The sequence below is a fragment of the Bradyrhizobium sp. C-145 genome, assembly GCF_023375135.1.
GTDB lineage: Bacteria > Pseudomonadota > Alphaproteobacteria > Rhizobiales > Xanthobacteraceae > Bradyrhizobium > Bradyrhizobium zhanjiangense.
Genome location: NZ_CP088150.1, coordinates 586,845 through 602,389, shown reverse-complemented (window position 1 = coordinate 602,389; position 15,545 = coordinate 586,845). Strand labels below are relative to the sequence as shown.

Genomic DNA, 15,545 nt, shown 5'->3' with positions numbered 1-15,545 from the left:
TCCCTTCAGGCCGCGGCGGCGAAGCTGGTGACATCGACGATGCGGTCGGCAATCAGATGACGTATTTCGTCGTCATGGACAATGGCGACCATGGCGACACCCTGGCGCTTCTTTTCAGTGACCAGCTCGACCACGACGGCGCGGTTGGCGGCATCGAGCGAGGCGGTCGGCTCGTCCAGCAGCAGGATCGGCAAATCCGAGATGAAGCCGCGCGCGATGTTGACGCGCTGCTGCTCGCCGCCGGAAAAGGTCGCAGGCGGAAGCTGCCAGAGCCGCTCGGGGATGTTGAGGCGATGCAGCAGGCTGCCTGCGCGCTGCTGTGCATCGGATCTGGCCACGCCGTTCACGATCAGCGGCTCGGCCACGACGTCGATAGTGGCAACCCGCGGCACCGCCCGCAGGAACTGGCTGACATAGCCGATGCTGGAACGGCGAACGTTGAGCACTTGCCGCGGCTCGGCACTGGCGAGATCGATCAGCGCGCCGCGATGGCGGATGCCGATGCGGCCGGAGTCGCACCGGTAATTGCCAAAAATCATCTTCAGGATCGACGATTTGCCGGCGCCTGATGGCCCTGACAGCACAACGCACTCGCCCGGATTGACGTGGAAGGTCACGCCGCGCACGACAGGCAGCTCGATCCCGCCTTGCAGGTGCATCGTAAAGGTCTTTTGGGCATCGGCAACGTCGATCATTGCGGTCATCGAAAAGCTCATGGCGGGAGAATCGAGGAGACGAGCAGTTGGGTATAGGGCTCACGGGGATCGTCGAGCACCTGGTCGGTGAGACCGGTCTCGATAACGCGGCCGCCCTTCATCACCATCACGCGGTGCGACAACAGCCGCGCCACCGCAAGATCGTGGGTCACGATGATGACGGCGAGGTGCAGCTCGGCGACCAGGCTGCGCAGGAGGTCGAGCAGGCGGGCCTGCACGGAGACGTCGAGACCGCCGGTCGGCTCGTCCATGAACACCAGCCGCGGCCCGGTGACGAGGTTGCGCGCGATCTGGAGGCGCTGGCGCATGCCGCCGGAATAAGTGCGCGGCGCATCGTCGATGCGGGCGACGTCGATCTCGACCCGCGTCAGCCAGTCCAACGCGGTGTCGCGGATGCGGCCGTAATGATCCCACCCGACCGCCATCAGCCGCTCGCCGACATTGGCGCCGGCCGAGACCGCCATGCGCAGGCCCTGCGCGGGATCCTGGTGCACATAGCCCCAGTCGGTGCGGAACAGGAATCGCCGCTCGGCTTCGCCCAGCGTGGTGAGATCGCGAGTGACGCCGTCGCGCATCCGATAGGAGACCTGGCCGGCGCTCGGCGCGAGCTGGCCCGACAGCATTTGCAGCAGCGTCGACTTGCCCGAGCCGGACTCGCCGACGATCGCCAGCACTTCGCCGGGGTAGAGCGCGAAGGAAACGTCGCGGCAGGCGGCGATGCGGCCGAAGGACTTGCTGAGCGACTCCGCAACCAGCAACGGCTGGTCGTTTTCGAGCGTATCGAGATCAGCCATGTCTTGGTCAACCATGTGAGCCCGCCTTCTCTTTGTACGGCGCGGCGCTCAGGCTGCCGTGATGGCCGGCGGCCTGCCGTCCCTCGCAATAATCGGTATCCGAGCAGACGAACATGCGTCCGCCCCTGTCGTCCGTGACGATCTCGTCGAGATAGGAATTTTCGGCGCCACACAGCGCGCAGGGCGCGTTGAAGCGGTAAGGCTCGAACGGGTGGTCCTCGAAATCGAGCGATACCACCTGCGTATAAGGCGGGATCGCATAGATGCGCTTCTCGCGGCCGGCGCCGAACAATTGCAGCGCCGGGCAATTGTCCATCTTGGGATTGTCGAATTTCGGCGTCGGCGAGGGATCCATCACGTAACGCGCGTTCACCTTCACCGGATAGGCATAGGCGGTCGCGATGTGGCCGAAGCGGGCGATGTCCTCATAGAGTTTTACATGCATCAGGCCATATTCGGCGAGCGCATGCATGCGCCGCGTCTCGGTCTCGCGCGGCTCGAGGAAGCGCAGCGGCTCCGGGATTGGTACCTGATAGACCAGCACTTGGTTTTCATTCAGCGCCGTCTCCGGAATGCGGTGACGGGTCTGGATCACGGTCGCATTCATCGTCGCCGTCGTCGTGGCGACGTCCGCGGTCTTGGCGAAGAACTTGCGGATCGAGATCGCGTTGGTGGTGTCGTCGGAGCCCTGATCGATCACCTTCAGCACGTCCTGGGGACCGAGGATCGCGGCGGTGACCTGCACGCCGCCGGTGCCCCAGCCATAGGGCATCGGCATTTCGCGGCTGGCGAACGGCACCTGATAGCCGGGGATCGCGATCGCCTTGAGGATCGCACGGCGGATCATCCGCTTGGTCTGCTCGTCGAGGTAGGCGAAATTGTAGGCGGGCGCGTTCATTCCGCGGCCTCCTTCATGGGCTCAGCATTGGCCTCGGCAAATTCTTGGCGCAGCTTGCGGAGCAGGCCGAGCTCGGACTGGAAGTCGACATAGTGCGGCAGCTTGAGATGCTCGACGAAGCCGGTCGCCTGGACGTTGTCCGAATGCGACAGCACGAATTCTTCATCTTGCGCCGGGGCGAGCGCCTCCTCGCCGAGCTCGCGGGCACGCAGCGCGCGGTCGACCAGCGCCATCGACATGGTCTTGCGCTCGCTCTGGCCGAAGGCGAGGCCATAGCCACGGGTGAAGCACGGCGCTTCCGTCGCCGATCCCTTGAACTGGTTGACCATCTGGCACTCCGTGAGCTCGATCGAGCCGAGCGGCACGGCGAAGCCGACGTCTTCAGCGAAGAATTCGACCTCGACCTCACCGAAGCGGATCTCGCCGGCGAAGGGATGGTTGCGGCCATAGCCGCGCTGGGTGGAATAGCCCATCGCCAGCAGAAAGCCTTCGTCGCCACGCGCCAGATTTTGCAGGCGCAGGTCGCGGTCCGCCGGAAAATTCAGCGGCTCGCGGGTGAGATCGCCGACGCCGGCGCCGTCGTCGGCCTGCGGCGAAGATTCGATCAGCCCGTCCCGGCCGAGAATATCCGTCACGCGCGGCGTCGCCGCGGCCGAGGCTTCGGCTGTCGCCGGCGCCTCCGGCACAAAGCCTTCGGCGAGCGAGGGATCGAGCAGGCGGTGGGTATAGTCGAAGGTCGGCCCGAGGATCTGGCCGCCCGGAATGTCCTTGAAGGTCGAGGACACCCGCCGCTGCACGCGCATGGCGCCGGTGTCGACCGGCTCGCTCGCGCCATAGCGCGGCAGCGTGGCACGGAAGGCGCGGACCAGGAAGATCGCCTCGATCAGATCGCCGCGCGCCTGCTTGATCGCAAGCGCCGCGAGCTCGCGGTCGTAGAGCGAGCCTTCGCTCATGACGCGGTCGACGGCGAGGCCGAGCTGCTCCGAGATCTGGTCGAGCGTGACTTCCGGAACGCCTTGGTCGCCGCGCCGTGCATTGGCGAGCAGGCGATGAGCGTTCTCGATGGCGCATTCGCCGCCTTTGACTGCGACATACATGCTTCAGCTTCCCTTGTTCGCGACGCGCGTGGTGCGGGGAATCGCGACCACGGCATCATCGGCGACCAGCACCACATCGAGGCCGCGCGGAAACAGCGGCTCGTTGAACCGCAGGCGCTCGAACAGGTCGAAAGGCTTGATCGACGCCTGGAGCGTCGCGGCGCCGTCAATGCCGGGACCGCGCAGCTCGAAGCTGCGTCCCGCGCCCAGGCTATCGACCTGGAGGATCAATGTGGTCGAGCGATCCGGATATTCGCTGGTGCCGAGCGCGAAGCGCTCGAGCGGCGGAAGCAGTGCGCCATCGCCGATCAGCGCGAAGCTCGCAATCGAGGTGTCCTGCACCACCGGCGCGCCGGTGTGGAACCTGAGCCACTTCACCACGTCGGAATTTTGCGCCATGCACGCATCGAGCCAGAGTGGCGTGTCGTGATCGAACAGCGTCAGCGCGATCGCGGCGGTGCCGCGCATCATCGTATGGGGCGTTCCGGCTGTCGGCACGATACGCTGGACCGAGCCCGGCCGCGCCATCGCGTCCATCACCGAGCGGAAGGTCGATTGCGCCGACAACACCTTATCGGCGAACCCCGGCGGCAGTTCCGCAATCGTGGTCATGACCTCACCCCTCACCGCGCACCATGGTGTAGAAATCAACCTTCGTTGCGGCAGTCTTCGCCGCCACCTGCTGGCGCCTCGTCATAAGCTGCTCGCGCAACGGCGCGATAACGTCGCGCTCGACGGCTGCGCCGAAATCGCAGGACTGCACCAGCGCGTCGCACAGCGCGATCAGCCGCGCCTTCTCACCATCGCGGCCAAGGGTGTAGCCGAAGCCGACCTCGCCGCTGGCAAGCCGCACCGCCGCGCGCGACACCGTGGCTTCGCCGAGGTTGAACGGCGCACCGTCGCCGCCGACCCGGCCGCGCAGCATGACCAGACCGTTTTCGCCTTCGCGCAGATCCTGATGGGCCGGCAGGGCTAAGTTGCGGAGGCGAGCGGCGATCTCGCCCGCCTCCGCGTGCGCCAGCACGGCCATCGCGGCCTTGCGCTGGGCTTGCTGGCTGTTGTGCTGCGTCACCTGGTCCACCGAACTTGCCGCATTGAAGTTGTCTATGATAATAGACAACTTCATACGGACGCGCCATGACTGTTTCGTGACAAAGGCGTGATTTCTGGGCTAGGCTGACCGGCGATATGAGCATGCAAGACACTGCATCGTCGGGCGTCGCGCTGTGGCGCCTCGTCGCCGACGGCATCGAGCGCGGCATCGCCGACGGCCGCTTTGCGGCCGGTGACAAGCTGCCGGGCGAGATGGAGATCGCGGAAACCTACCGCGTGAATCGCCACACCGTGCGGCGCGCGCTGGCCGCGCTTGCCGAGCGCGGCCTCGTGCGCGCCGAGCGCGGCAGCGGGACCTATGTCGAGGCGCAGAAGCTCGCCTATCCGCTGCGCTCGCGCACGCGCTTCTCCGAGATCGTCGGCGCCGGCGGCCGCGAGCCGCGTGGCCAACTGATCGAAGCTTCCGATGACGTCGCGACCCGGGAGCTGGCGCGCGAACTGGGTTTGAAGACCGGTGCGCCGCTGGTGCGGATCGAGGCGATCCGCCTCGCCGACCGCACGCCGATCTGCGTCTCCACCACCTGGCTGTCGGCGGAATTGTTTCCGGGCGCAGGCGCCGTGTTCGCCGCGACACGCTCGATGACGAAGTTGCTCGAGCACTACGGCATTCGCGACTACCGCCGCGGCGCAACCCGGATCACCGCCGGCATCGTCGACGCGACCGACGCCGCCCGGCTCGATCTTGCGCTGGGACGTCCGATCCTGGTGGTCGATGCGACCGACCACGCTCTTGACGGCAAGCCGCTGGTGACGAAGCATTCGCGGTTCGCGGCGGAGCGGGTGGAGTTTCTGGTGGAGTCGTAGCAGCGGAGCTCTCTCCGCGAAACCGGAGCCGTAGGGTGGGCAAAGGCGCACTTGCGCCGTGCCCACCATCTTTCCAAGATTCGCGAGAAGCGGTGGGCACGCTTCGCTTTGCCCACCCTACGGCAGCGGTGATTAAGCGACAGCCCTTCGCCCGATAATCGCAAAGCGCAGCTTGCCCGAGATGAAATCGATCGCAGCAACCGCAATCAAAATCATCAGGATCAGGAACGACACCTTCTGCCATTCCAGCACGCGGATCTGCTCGGCGAGCTGGAGGCCGATGCCGCCGGCACCGACGATGCCGATGATGGTGGCCGAGCGCGTGTTGGATTCGATGAAGTAGAGCACCTGGCCGGCGATCACGGGCAACACCTGCGGCAGCAGCCCGAAGCGGATCTCGTGCAGCGCGCTGCCGCCGGAGGCGCGGATACCTTCGACCTGCCTCTGGTCGGCGCCCTCGATCGCCTCCGAGAACAGTTTTCCAAAGGCGCCGAAATCCGACACGGCGATGGCAAGCACGCCGGCGAACGGGCCGAGCCCGACCACATTGATCCACACCAGCGCCCAGATCAGCGTGTCGACGCCGCGGATCGAATCCAGGAAGCGGCGAACCGGGAAGCGCAGGATGATTGACGGCACCACGTTGCGCGCGGCCAGCAGGCTGACCGGCAGCGCGAACAGGGCGGCGAGCGTCGTGCCCAGCAGCGCGATCGACAGCGTCTCGCCCAGCGCTTTCAGATAGACCGGCAGCGAGGAGCCGGGATCTGGCGGGATCATCATCAGGCTGATCCAGCCGAGCTGGCTGAGGCCGGCGAGGAACCGCGACGGCGAGAAGTCGAGATCGACCAGGCCGTAAGTGAGGATCGCAAACGCCGCGACGATCATCGCGGGCGTTGCAAGCCGCGCCGAGGCCGGCCGGTCGAACACATCGGGGTAGCGCGCGCGGATCTCTCGCGTGTCGACCTCGTGCGGCTTCGTCACGTCCGCGCCTCCTTGCCGAACAGGCGGCCACGCAGCCAGCCGGTGGTGATGTCGATGATGAAGACGGTGACGATGATGGTGAGCAGGATCGCGCTGACGTCCGAGTAATAGAACTTGCGGATAGCGACCACGAGTTCCTGGCCGATGCCGCCGGCGCCGACAAAACCCATCACAGAGGCTTCGCGGACGTTGATCTCGAAGCGCAACAGCGCGTAGCTGGCATAGCCCGCGGTGACCTGCGGCACCACGGCGAAGCGCATACAGGAGAGCCAGCTCGCGCCGGTGGAGCGGATGCCCTCGACCGGCTTCATGTCGGCATTCTCGACGATCTCCGAGAACAGCTTGCCGAGCGCGCCGGTGGAATGGATCGCGATCGCGAGCACGCCGGCCATGGGTCCGAGTCCGAAGGCGATGACGAACACCAGCGCGAACACGATGCCGGGAACGGTGCGGGCGAATTCGAGCAGGCGACGCACGACAAAGCGCAGCCAGGGCGCGGGCGAGGTATTCTCCGCCGCGAAGAAATTCAGGGCAAAGGCGAAGGTCGCGCCAATCAGCGTGCCGACATAGGAGATCAGCAGGGTCTCGCCCAGCATCCTCAGCCATTTGCGCCAGCCCCACAGCCACTCGCCGACATCGGTCCAGACCCGTTGGCCGCTGTCGAGCGTGAGGATGCGGTCGAAATAGCTGATGAAGTTGCCGAAATAGGTGAACAGCGTGCGCAAATTCACTTCGGCGCCGATCGCGGCGAGAACCAGCGCTGCGGCAAAGATACCGGCTCCCAACAGGAGACGCCATCGCCTGCGCGCGACCGCCTGGCGATAGGCGGCGTTGAGCACGGCAAGCTGCTGCTCGGGGAGGATCGAAACCGCGGCGGTCATCTTGTCAGGGGGAGTGGCCTGTAAGAGAGAATGGCCTGTAGAAAGAGAAAGAGCCGGGTCCGTCGACCCGGCTCGAGTAGATCAGGACGCCTTCTTCTTACGCAGCGCATCGACGAACTTGATCAGCTCGATCGTGCCATCCCAGTCCTTGGTGGTGGCGGGATGAAAGCCCTTCTTCTGGCCGTCGGAGAGACGGTCGAATGCCGCCTTGTCCTTGCTCGGCGCGTCGAAGAACGCCTTGGCGATGGCGGCCTTGGCATTTTCCGGGAGATCCGAGTTGTAGGCGTAGGGGCCGTTGATGATCGGCGCCGACTTGTGGATGATGCGGAAATCATCCTTTTTCATCGCCGAGCCGTCGGCATTCTTCAGCATGCCCTTGGTCAGCATCTGCGCCAGCGTCGAATCGTCATCGCTGGTCCACTGGTTGGCGGCAACGTCGACCGTGCCCTGCGCCAGCGCCAGCATCGCGTTCTCGTGGCTGCCGGTGAAGACGACCTTGCTGAAATAGCTGTCGGCATCGTGGATGCCCATCTTGTCGAGCTCGAAGCGCGGCACGTTGTTGCCGGAGGTCGAGTTCGGATCGACGAGGCCGAGATTCTTGCCCTTGAGGTCATCGACCTTCTTGTAGGCGCTGCTCGCCTTGACGAAGAACACCGAATAATAGCCGGTCGAACCGTCGGCGTTGATGTCGTTGGCGAAGGCATCGGTCTTGACGCCGGTCAGGCGTGCGCGCGCGAACGAGGCCGAGCCGTAGCTCGCGATATGGATGTTGCCGGCGCGCTGGCCTTCGATGACGGCGGCATAGTCGTTGGCGATGCGCAGCGTGACCTTCACGCCCAATTCCTTGGAGAGATAGGTCATGAACGGCGCCCAGCGCTCGGTGACGCCGGAGGCGTTCTCCGCCGGCACGACCGCGAAGGTCAATTCGGGATATTTGGTTTTCCAGTCGTCCGCGGAGGCGGAGGTCGTGAACGCGAGCGCCGCGGCGCCGGCGAGGATTAATCTGCGAGTGATCATGTTACCCTCTTCATCGGTTGAGGTCGGTTGACGCAAAGACTTGAACTAAATAGGCGAGGCTCAGGCCGCTGCGGCCGTCCCGAGCGCCGGAACGCCCTCGGGCGCCGGCACGGGTATGCCGCCCATGACGTCGGCGGCTTCGAGATCGTAGAGCTCGCGCGCCACGCGATCGGTCAGCGCGGACGGCGCGCCGTCGAACACCACGCGGCCCGCGGCCATGCCGATCAGGCGGTCGCAATAGCTGCGCGCCAGATCGAGCGAATGCAGATTGCAGAGCACCGTAATGCCGAAATGCTTGTTGATGCGCAGCAGCGCATCCATCACGATCTTGGTGTTGCGCGGATCGAGCGAGGCGATCGGCTCGTCGGCGAGGATGATATCGGGCTGCTGCACCAGCGCGCGGGCGATCGCCACGCGCTGCTGCTGGCCGCCGGAGAGCTGGTCGGCGCGTTGGGCGGCGAGCGCGGCGATATCGAACTGCTCCAGCGCAGACATCGCCAGAGCCTTGTCCTGCTCGGGCCAGAGCTGCGACAGCGAGCGCCAGGCCGGCATCGTCGCGAGGCGGCCCATCAGGACGTTGGTGAGAACATCGAGCCGGCCGACCAGGTTGAACTGCTGGAAGATCATCGCCGAACGCGCCCGCCACTGCCGCAACTCCTTACCGCGCAGCGCGGTGACGTCGACGCCGTCGAACAGGATGCGCCCCTCAGTCGGCGTCACCAGGCGGTTGATGGTCCGCAGCAGGGTCGACTTGCCGGCGCCGGACCGTCCGATCACACCGACGAAGCCGCCGGGGGAGACTTGAAACGAAGCGTCGTCCACCGCGGCTTTTGCGCCGAAGCGACACGTCAGACCTTCCACCACCAGCATGCAGCGCTCCAGATTAACTGGAGCCCACCGCTAACGCCGGCGCTTAACACTTGTGTGACATCCGCGTTGCGGTGCGGCGATCCAACACACGTCATCCCCTGTCATCGCCGCGTCATGACATTGTCATCAAGCCGCTCGAAGAGGAACGCCCCGCCCTCGCGCTTCGGATACGACATGGCCGCCAAAGCTCTTTCGATTCAGCCGACCATCGATCCCTCGGCCAAGCTGCACGAGGCCAGGCTCGGCGCCTACACCGAGGTCGGCGCGCGCACGATCCTGCATGAAGTGACGATGGGCGATTACTCCTATGTCGTCAACGACGCCCAGATCACCTACACGACCATCGGAAAATTCTGCTCGATCGCGGCGATGACACGGATCAATCCGGGCAATCATCCGATGCACCGCGCGACCCAGGCGCACTTCACTTATCGGTCGAGCGCCTACTTCGAAGGCGAGAGCGACGATGTCGAGTTCTTCGAGTGGCGGCGCCAGCATCACGTCCATATCGGTCACGACGTCTGGATCGGCCATGGCGCGATCGTGCTGCCGGGCCGCAACATCGGCACCGGCGCGGTGATCGCGGCCGGCGCGATCGTCACCAAGGACGTGCCGGCCTACACCATCGTCGCCGGCAACCCGGCCCGCATCGTGCGGCGACGGTTCTCGGAGGAGATCGCCGGACGGCTCGCCAAGCTCGCCTGGTGGGACTGGGATCACGACAAATTGCGTGAAGCGCTGCCCGATTTCCGCAGGCTCGGGATTGAAGATTTCCTCGCGACATACGAAGCACGGGCGAGCTCTTTCACCGGTTCTCCTGCCAGCAAACGAAGCGCGGTCGCGTGACAGACATTTTCCTTGAAGGCGGCCGGGCCCTGATCGGCGCCGAGTTCGTCGAGACCTCTCTGCTCGTGTCCGGAACTGATATCGCGCAGGTCGATGCCTCTCGCGGCCGTGCGCGGCTGGCGATCGACGCCCGCAACCTGCTGGTACTGCCTGGCATCGTCGATCTGCATGGCGATGCCTTCGAGCGCCAGATGATGCCGCGCGCCGGCGTCGATTTTCCGATCGACGTCGCGCTCGCCGACAGCGACCGCCAGGCGATCAGCAACGGCATTACCACGGTGTTCCACGCCACGACCTGTTCGTGGGAGCCGGGCCTGCGCAGCGTCGACAATGCGCGCGGCCTGATGGAGGCGATCGAGAGGCAGCGTCCGCAATTCGCCGCCGACACCCGCTTCCACCTGCGACACGAGACCTACAATCTCGATGCCGAGGCCGAGATCGCCCAGTGGCTCGCGGAAGGCCGCGTCGACCTGTTCGCCTTCAATGACCACATGGACGGCACCGTTGCCGACATGGCCAAGCCTCGCAAGCGCAACCGGATGGTGGAGCGCACCGGGCTATCGAGCGAGGAGTTTGACCGGCTGGTCGAACGTGTGGTGGCGCGCGCCGCCGACGTTCCAGCCTCCGTGTCGCGGCTCGCCGCTACGGCCCGCGCTGCCGGGGTGCGGATGCTCTCGCATGACGACGCGACGCCGGCGATGCGCCACGAGTTTCGCGAGCTCGGTGCGATGATTGCCGAGTTTCCGATCAACGTGGAGACGGCGCGAGCGGCAGCAAGCCACGGCGATGCCATCGTCTATGGCGCGCCGAACGTCGTGCGCGGCGGCAGCCACACCGGCTGGACCAGGGCGTCGGACATGATCGCCAAGGGCCTCTGCTCGGTGCTGGCGTCGGACTATTACTATCCGGCACAGCTGCTGGCCGCATTCCGGCTCGCCGCCGACGGCGTGCTGCCGCTGGAGAAGGCCTGGGATTTGGTCTCTGCCGGGCCTGCCCGTGCAACCGGCCTTACCGATCGCGGCATCCTCGCGGAAGGACGCCGCGCCGACATTCTTTTGGTCGACGATAGCGTGCAGCTGCGGCCGCGGCTGATCGCCGTGATATCAGGCGGCAAGCTCGTGCATCTCACCGATGCGACGCGGCTGCTCACAGCGGCGGCGATGCCACGCGAGACTGTCGTTGCGGCATGAATTGGCTATGCTGAGGCAATGACAGGTTTTCCCCGCTACGCGATCTATTTTGCCGCCGGCGCCGACAGCGCCCTCTCCCGCTTTGGCGCCGAGCTGCTCGGCTACGATGCCTACACCGGCGACGAGGTGCCGTTTCCGCGCGAGGCACTGCATGTCGCGGCCGACTGGCGCGACGTCACCGCCGATCCCCGCAAATACGGCTTCCACGGCACGCTGAAGGCGCCGATGACGCTGGCGGCCGGCAGGACCGAGGCTGAGCTCGCGGCGGCCTGTGCGGCATTCGCCAGCAAGCCGCGGCCGATCCCGGCGATCCGACCGGTCGTCGATTCCATCAGCGGCTTCATTGCCGTCATTCCGGCTGAGCCTGTCCACACGCTCCAGCAGTTCGCCGCCGATTGCGCTCGCGAGTTCGACTCGTTCCGCGCCGCGATGACGGCGGAAGATCGCGCACGTCGCAGGCCTGAGAAGCTGAGCGAGCGGCAGCGCGACTATCTCGACCGCTGGGGTTACCCTTACGTCATGGAAGAATTCCGCCTCCACATGACGCTGACGGGACGGCTGGACGCCGAGCGCCGCGGGCCGATTCTGGAGATGCTGCGGAGGAGGTTTGCGACGTTGAAGCTTGATGCGCTGACGATAGATCGGATCGCGCTTTTCAAGCAGGATGATCCCAAGGCTCGCTTCCGCATCGTCGGCGAGTGGACTTTGGCGCGATAAAGCTTGATGGGATGAGGCATTGATCGTTGCAACGAGCGAGGTGCACTCCCTCTCCCGCTTGCGGGAGAGGGTTGGGGAGAGGGTGTCTCCGCGATGGGACAATCCCCAAGAGGAGAAAGCCCTCACCCGGCGCTTCGCGCCGACCTCTCCCGCAAGCGGGAGAGGTGAACCACCCGCGGCAATCGATTCAACCTAAGGCCATTCCGCTTTAGTCACTGCCGGCTCGACAGATTGAAGGCGAGCGCCACGACGCCAACCACGATGAGGCTGGCCGCCCAGATCAGATCCAGATTGAACCAGCTTCGCGAGACAAACCTCAATCCGAGATAGCGGTAGACCAGCCACGCCAGACATCCGCCCGCGCCGATCATGGCGGCAACGTGCACCAGTGACACCAGCACCGCCATCCCGAGACTTGCCTTCATTAGCGCGCCGGCGGCCTCATGGCCGGCATCGAGTTCGAAGGCCTGGCAGAGACCGAGATAGATCGGCACCAGCATCAAGGCGGCGCCGTGAGCAATGGCAACAGCAAATGACCAGAGCGCCAATTGCGTTGGCGGAATTCGGGCCAGCGCGCGCGGATGACGCCGCTCGATCAGCCGATAGACGCCAAAGCCGATGACGAGAAGGCTCGCACCGATCTGGATCGAGCGCTGCCACTCGGCCAGCACGAGCAGCAGCGCGAATGGCAGCAGAACGAGAAGCGTTGCCAGGAGATGTCCGGCCGCCAGAGCCAACAATGCACGGAGGAGCGCGCGCGGGCTCTTGTCCAGGAGCCCGGCCGAAACGGCGAGCGGCCATCCCATCCCCGGATTGATCCCGTGATAGAGACCGCTCGCAACAAGCGCGAGCCAGAGCCAGCCAAGCGCCGGGCTCGCGTGTCCCCAATCTAGGCCGACGGGTAGCAAAAGGAGTCCGTCGAACAATCGCCGCCCTCCAGCCTGATCTGGTGCGCACGATATCCGTCGGGGAAGCTCACGAAGTAATCCTTGTCGAGCTCGAGGCCGCCGTCGCGACCGACATTGGCCATGACCTCCACGCCCGGAACCCCGTCGGGATAGAACTGGTCATCCCAGGTGGAATAAAGCGAGTTGGTCCAGTACACGCGCCTGCCGTCGCGGCTGATCTCGACCATCTGCGGGCCAGCCGCGAATGCCTTGCCGTTGGGATGGGGGGTGCGACGCGCGATGCCGCCGATGTGGACCGAGCCTGCATGCTTTGGCTTGCGCGGATCACTGACGTCGTACTGGCGCATTTCACCCGTTCCCCAGCACGAGACATAGAGAAAGCGATCGTCCATCGACAGGTCGATATCGGTCACCAGCGGCGGCACGGCGCCAAAGCCTTGCAGCAGCGGCGGGAGCTTCTCCTTTGGCGCAGGCTCGGGCGGGATCGTCGCCGTCTTCTCCACGTGGAATGTCCCGCCGTCTCGCCACCAGGTCCAGATCGATGCTTCGAGATTCGTGGTGTCGACCACGACGCCGACGAAACCGTACTCGCGAACCGGATCATGCGCCGGTCGTACTTCCAGCGCCATCTGATGATTGGCGCCGAGGTCGATGGTCTGGACGTTGCGACGGGCACGAAGATCCCAGAAGTGGAGACGATGGCCATATTTATTCGCAAGCAGATCTTCCGGGACGATCCCGTTCTCGAACTGCGGCGGCAACGCCCATTCACTCGTCACCATGTAGTCGCGCGGCAGGTTCCACCAGAAATCATAGTGCAGCGTCTGCGGACCACGGTCGATCTCCCATCGTCCCAGGACCTCGAACGTCTCGCAATCCATGATGAAAACGCCTGGAGGACCGTTGGTGCCGTCTTTGCCGCCACCGCCCAGCGTGCTCACATAGATGCCGTCCGGCCCGCAATGGATGGTATGCGGCCGCGAGTAACCGGTCTTCTTGAAGACTTCCTCGGGCTCGATGATCTTGTGGATCTTGGCTTTGGTCGGATCCGGCTTGGTGTCGATGATGTAGATCCGCGACGAGCGCAGTCCGGGGATGATGAGATAGCGCCGCTCGATGAAGGCATGTCCGGCGAGTGGCGACAAGGCGGAGGAGCAGGCATTCCAGCCGAAGTGATGAAACTCATCGCCCTTGTTGGGCATCGTCACGGTATGGACGATTTGGCTGTAGGTCGGCGATCCCGGCTTGACGTCGATGACCGCGAGAGCATCGGGTTTTGAGAAATCTGGACTGAGCAGCAACGTGTAGGCAAAGTTCTCCGCTGGTGCTTCCATCGCAAGCTTGGGCGATGCGTGAAAGGTGGGATCCGGCCTCATCGTCATGGCACTGCCTCCCTGTTTCGTTGGCTCGCTCCAACCTGGCCCGGGATAACGGCATAATGAAGAGGTGTTACGCGATGTCTCGGGGTTGCTCCGCAGGGCCCTGGTTGGCGAACGTATAATATGTCATCGCCGGGCTGCGGGAAACGGGCGGAATCGCGTTAATTCGACGCCATCCGGCGAGATGGGCAGCCCCCCGTCATTGCGAGCGAAGCGAAGCAATCCAGGCTGCCTCCGCGGATACATTTGCAATGACGAGGGCCAAGAGAGTGCCCCTACTTCCCCCACCGCAGCGCCAGCGCATCGCGCTCCTTGGCCAGCTCCAGCAGCCCCGCGCGCGTCGCCGGATGCAGCGGTTGGAGCGGATGGCGCACGGTGTCCGACTTGATCACCCCGCCGGCCTGCATCATCACCTTGCAGGCGATCAGGCCGCATTGGCGGTTCTCGTAATTGATGAGCGGCAGCCAGCGCTCATAGGCGGCTTTCGCCTCTTCGCGCTTGCCGGCGAAATAGGGATCGATGATCTGGCGGATGCCGTCGGGATAGCCGCCGCCGGTCATCGCGCCAGTGGCGCCGGCATCGAGATCGGCCAGCAGCGTGATCGCCTCCTCGCCGTCCCAGGGGCCCTCGATGTCCTTGCCGCCCGCCTCGATCAGGCTGCGCAGCTTGGCGGCGGCGAAGGGCACCTCGATCTTGAAATAGCGGATGTTGGCGAGCTCGCGTGCCAGCCGCGCGAGCAGATCGACGGAGAGCGGCGTGCCGGCCACCGGCGCATCCTGGATCATGATGGGAATGTTGATCGCGTCCGAGAGTACCTTGAAGAATTCGACGATGCCTTTCTCGGGCACGCGGAAGGTCGCGCCGTGATAGGGCGGCATGACCATCACCATGGCAGCGCCGGCCGCCTCGGCCTGCCGGCTGCGCGCGGCGCAGACGGCCGAGCTGAAATGCGTGGTGGTGACGATCACGGGAACCCGGCCCGCCACATGTTCCAGCACCGTATGCATCACCGTTTCGCGCTCGGCATCGGTGAGCACGAACTGCTCGGAGAAATTGGCGAGGATGCAGAGGCCGTTCGAGCCGGCATCGATCATGAAATCGATGCAGCGACGCTGGCCCTCGAGGTCGAGCTCGCCGCGCTCGTCGAAGATGGTGGGCGCGACCGGGAACACGCCGCGATAGGGGCGCTGGACCTTGTGTTGTGGCGTGACCGGCATCGAACTCTCCATCCCTGATGTCTCTTACGTCTGTCTCAAGCGCTCGCGGAGCGAGGCGGCACAGATGTACCCGCCGCGCGGACCGGCGGCAATGCCCGCGCGCCGTTGGATGGAAGA

General features: G+C 65.0%; 17 protein-coding genes. 4 read left to right on the top strand and 13 right to left on the bottom strand.

The window, feature by feature from the left end:
* Window positions 1-5 precede the first annotated feature (5 nt).
* Genes phnL through phnG form a run of 6 tightly spaced genes read right to left on the bottom strand, consistent with a single transcriptional unit; the run spans window position 6 to window position 4,586 of the window.
* Entirely contained in the window at window positions 6-704 is a 699-nt protein-coding gene (phnL, locus tag LRP30_RS02705) for a phosphonate C-P lyase system protein PhnL (protein ID WP_249759257.1), read from the bottom strand.
* A gap of 8 nt (window positions 705-712) precedes the next feature.
* Window positions 713-1,510: a phosphonate C-P lyase system protein PhnK gene (phnK, locus tag LRP30_RS02700; RefSeq protein ID WP_249761683.1), complete on the bottom strand. Its 798-nt coding sequence runs from the start codon at window positions 1,508-1,510 to the stop codon at window positions 713-715.
* 7 nt (window positions 1,511-1,517) lie between these two features.
* Window positions 1,518-2,408, bottom strand: coding sequence for an alpha-D-ribose 1-methylphosphonate 5-phosphate C-P-lyase PhnJ (locus LRP30_RS02695; RefSeq protein ID WP_249759256.1), 891 nt, complete (start codon window positions 2,406-2,408; stop codon window positions 1,518-1,520).
* A complete protein-coding gene (locus LRP30_RS02690) occupies window positions 2,405-3,505 on the bottom strand; it encodes a carbon-phosphorus lyase complex subunit PhnI (protein WP_249759255.1) in 1,101 nt (366 codons plus the stop codon). The genes LRP30_RS02695 and LRP30_RS02690 overlap by 4 nt, the downstream gene beginning before the upstream one ends.
* 3 nt (window positions 3,506-3,508) lie before the next feature.
* Entirely contained in the window at window positions 3,509-4,117 is a 609-nt protein-coding gene (gene phnH, locus LRP30_RS02685) for a phosphonate C-P lyase system protein PhnH (protein WP_249759254.1), read from the bottom strand.
* 4 nt (window positions 4,118-4,121) lie between these two features.
* The gene (phnG, locus tag LRP30_RS02680) at window positions 4,122-4,586 is read right to left on the bottom strand and encodes a phosphonate C-P lyase system protein PhnG (protein WP_249759253.1); all 465 of its coding nucleotides are present in this window, start codon (window positions 4,584-4,586) and stop codon (window positions 4,122-4,124) included.
* Between the two features lie 107 nt (window positions 4,587-4,693).
* Here phnG and phnF point away from each other — a divergent pair, with 107 nt between their 5' ends.
* Window positions 4,694-5,422 carry a phosphonate metabolism transcriptional regulator PhnF gene (gene phnF, locus LRP30_RS02675; RefSeq protein ID WP_091898545.1) on the top strand — a complete coding sequence of 243 codons (729 nt, stop codon included), beginning with the start codon at window positions 4,694-4,696 and terminating at the stop codon, window positions 5,420-5,422.
* A 132-nt stretch (window positions 5,423-5,554) separates the two neighbouring features.
* Here the strand turns inward: phnF and phnE (LRP30_RS02670) are convergent, their stop codons facing one another.
* From phnE (LRP30_RS02670) to phnC, 4 genes are all read right to left on the bottom strand, one after another.
* Window positions 5,555-6,403: a phosphonate ABC transporter, permease protein PhnE gene (gene phnE, locus LRP30_RS02670; RefSeq protein WP_249759252.1), complete on the bottom strand. Its 849-nt coding sequence runs from the start codon at window positions 6,401-6,403 to the stop codon at window positions 5,555-5,557.
* Window positions 6,400-7,284: a phosphonate ABC transporter, permease protein PhnE gene (gene phnE, locus LRP30_RS02665; RefSeq protein ID WP_249759251.1), complete on the bottom strand. Its 885-nt coding sequence runs from the start codon at window positions 7,282-7,284 to the stop codon at window positions 6,400-6,402. Before phnE (LRP30_RS02665) ends, phnE (LRP30_RS02670) begins: the two co-directional genes overlap by 4 nt.
* A gap of 81 nt (window positions 7,285-7,365) precedes the next feature.
* The gene (phnD, locus tag LRP30_RS02660; protein WP_249759250.1) at window positions 7,366-8,301 is read right to left on the bottom strand and encodes a phosphonate ABC transporter substrate-binding protein; all 936 of its coding nucleotides are present in this window, start codon (window positions 8,299-8,301) and stop codon (window positions 7,366-7,368) included.
* 60 nt (window positions 8,302-8,361) lie between these two features.
* Window positions 8,362-9,171, bottom strand: a complete 810-nt coding sequence (gene phnC / locus LRP30_RS02655) for a phosphonate ABC transporter ATP-binding protein (protein WP_249759249.1) — start codon at window positions 9,169-9,171, stop codon at window positions 8,362-8,364.
* Between the two features lie 174 nt (window positions 9,172-9,345).
* Here phnC and LRP30_RS02650 point away from each other — a divergent pair, with 174 nt between their 5' ends.
* Genes LRP30_RS02650 through LRP30_RS02640 form a run of 3 tightly spaced genes read left to right on the top strand, consistent with a single transcriptional unit; the run spans window position 9,346 to window position 11,924 of the window.
* On the top strand, window positions 9,346-10,017 hold the full coding sequence (locus LRP30_RS02650) for a chloramphenicol acetyltransferase (RefSeq protein ID WP_249759248.1): 672 nt from the start codon (window positions 9,346-9,348) through the stop codon (window positions 10,015-10,017).
* Window positions 10,014-11,207, top strand: a complete 1,194-nt coding sequence (locus LRP30_RS02645; RefSeq protein ID WP_249759247.1) for an alpha-D-ribose 1-methylphosphonate 5-triphosphate diphosphatase — start codon at window positions 10,014-10,016, stop codon at window positions 11,205-11,207. The genes LRP30_RS02650 and LRP30_RS02645 overlap by 4 nt, the downstream gene beginning before the upstream one ends.
* Before the next feature lie 18 nt (window positions 11,208-11,225).
* Window positions 11,226-11,924 (top strand): DUF1045 domain-containing protein, encoded by a 699-nt coding sequence (locus LRP30_RS02640; protein ID WP_249759246.1) that lies wholly within the window; start codon window positions 11,226-11,228, stop codon window positions 11,922-11,924.
* Between the two features lie 212 nt (window positions 11,925-12,136).
* On the opposite strand, the gene LRP30_RS02635 is transcribed toward LRP30_RS02640, so the two are convergent.
* The 3 genes from LRP30_RS02635 to LRP30_RS02625 form a co-directional block, all read right to left on the bottom strand.
* Window positions 12,137-12,730, bottom strand: coding sequence for a hypothetical protein (locus LRP30_RS02635; protein ID WP_128940965.1), 594 nt, complete (start codon window positions 12,728-12,730; stop codon window positions 12,137-12,139).
* 83 nt (window positions 12,731-12,813) lie between these two features.
* Window positions 12,814-14,214 carry a selenium-binding protein SBP56-related protein gene (locus LRP30_RS02630; RefSeq protein WP_128940811.1) on the bottom strand — a complete coding sequence of 467 codons (1,401 nt, stop codon included), beginning with the start codon at window positions 14,212-14,214 and terminating at the stop codon, window positions 12,814-12,816.
* A gap of 272 nt (window positions 14,215-14,486) precedes the next feature.
* Complete coding sequence (locus LRP30_RS02625) at window positions 14,487-15,428, bottom strand: dihydrodipicolinate synthase family protein (protein ID WP_249759245.1); 942 nt, start codon at window positions 15,426-15,428, stop codon at window positions 14,487-14,489.
* Window positions 15,429-15,545: the final 117 nt, after the last annotated feature.

Bases quoted from the DNA above. Each gene is read 5' to 3' on its own strand.
- phnL (WP_249759257.1), bottom strand. From the start codon at position 704: ATGACCGCAATGATCGACGTTGCCGATGCCCAAAAGACCTTTACGATG.
- phnK (WP_249761683.1), bottom strand. From the start codon at position 1,510: ATGGCTGATCTCGATACGCTCGAAAACGACCAGCCGTTGCTGGTTGCG.
- LRP30_RS02695 (WP_249759256.1), bottom strand. From the start codon at position 2,408: ATGAACGCGCCCGCCTACAATTTCGCCTACCTCGACGAGCAGACCAAG.
- LRP30_RS02690 (WP_249759255.1), bottom strand. From the start codon at position 3,505: ATGTATGTCGCAGTCAAAGGCGGCGAATGCGCCATCGAGAACGCTCAT.
- phnH (WP_249759254.1), bottom strand. From the start codon at position 4,117: ATGACCACGATTGCGGAACTGCCGCCGGGGTTCGCCGATAAGGTGTTG.
- phnF (WP_091898545.1), top strand. From the start codon at position 4,694: ATGAGCATGCAAGACACTGCATCGTCGGGCGTCGCGCTGTGGCGCCTC.
- phnE (WP_249759251.1), bottom strand. From the start codon at position 7,284: ATGACCGCCGCGGTTTCGATCCTCCCCGAGCAGCAGCTTGCCGTGCTC.
- phnD (WP_249759250.1), bottom strand. From the start codon at position 8,301: ATGATCACTCGCAGATTAATCCTCGCCGGCGCCGCGGCGCTCGCGTTC.
- phnC (WP_249759249.1), bottom strand. From the start codon at position 9,171: ATGCTGGTGGTGGAAGGTCTGACGTGTCGCTTCGGCGCAAAAGCCGCG.
- LRP30_RS02650 (WP_249759248.1), top strand. From the start codon at position 9,346: ATGGCCGCCAAAGCTCTTTCGATTCAGCCGACCATCGATCCCTCGGCC.
- LRP30_RS02640 (WP_249759246.1), top strand. From the start codon at position 11,226: ATGACAGGTTTTCCCCGCTACGCGATCTATTTTGCCGCCGGCGCCGAC.
- LRP30_RS02635 (WP_128940965.1), bottom strand. From the start codon at position 12,730: ATGGGATGGCCGCTCGCCGTTTCGGCCGGGCTCCTGGACAAGAGCCCG.
- LRP30_RS02630 (WP_128940811.1), bottom strand. From the start codon at position 14,214: ATGACGATGAGGCCGGATCCCACCTTTCACGCATCGCCCAAGCTTGCG.
- LRP30_RS02625 (WP_249759245.1), bottom strand. From the start codon at position 15,428: ATGCCGGTCACGCCACAACACAAGGTCCAGCGCCCCTATCGCGGCGTG.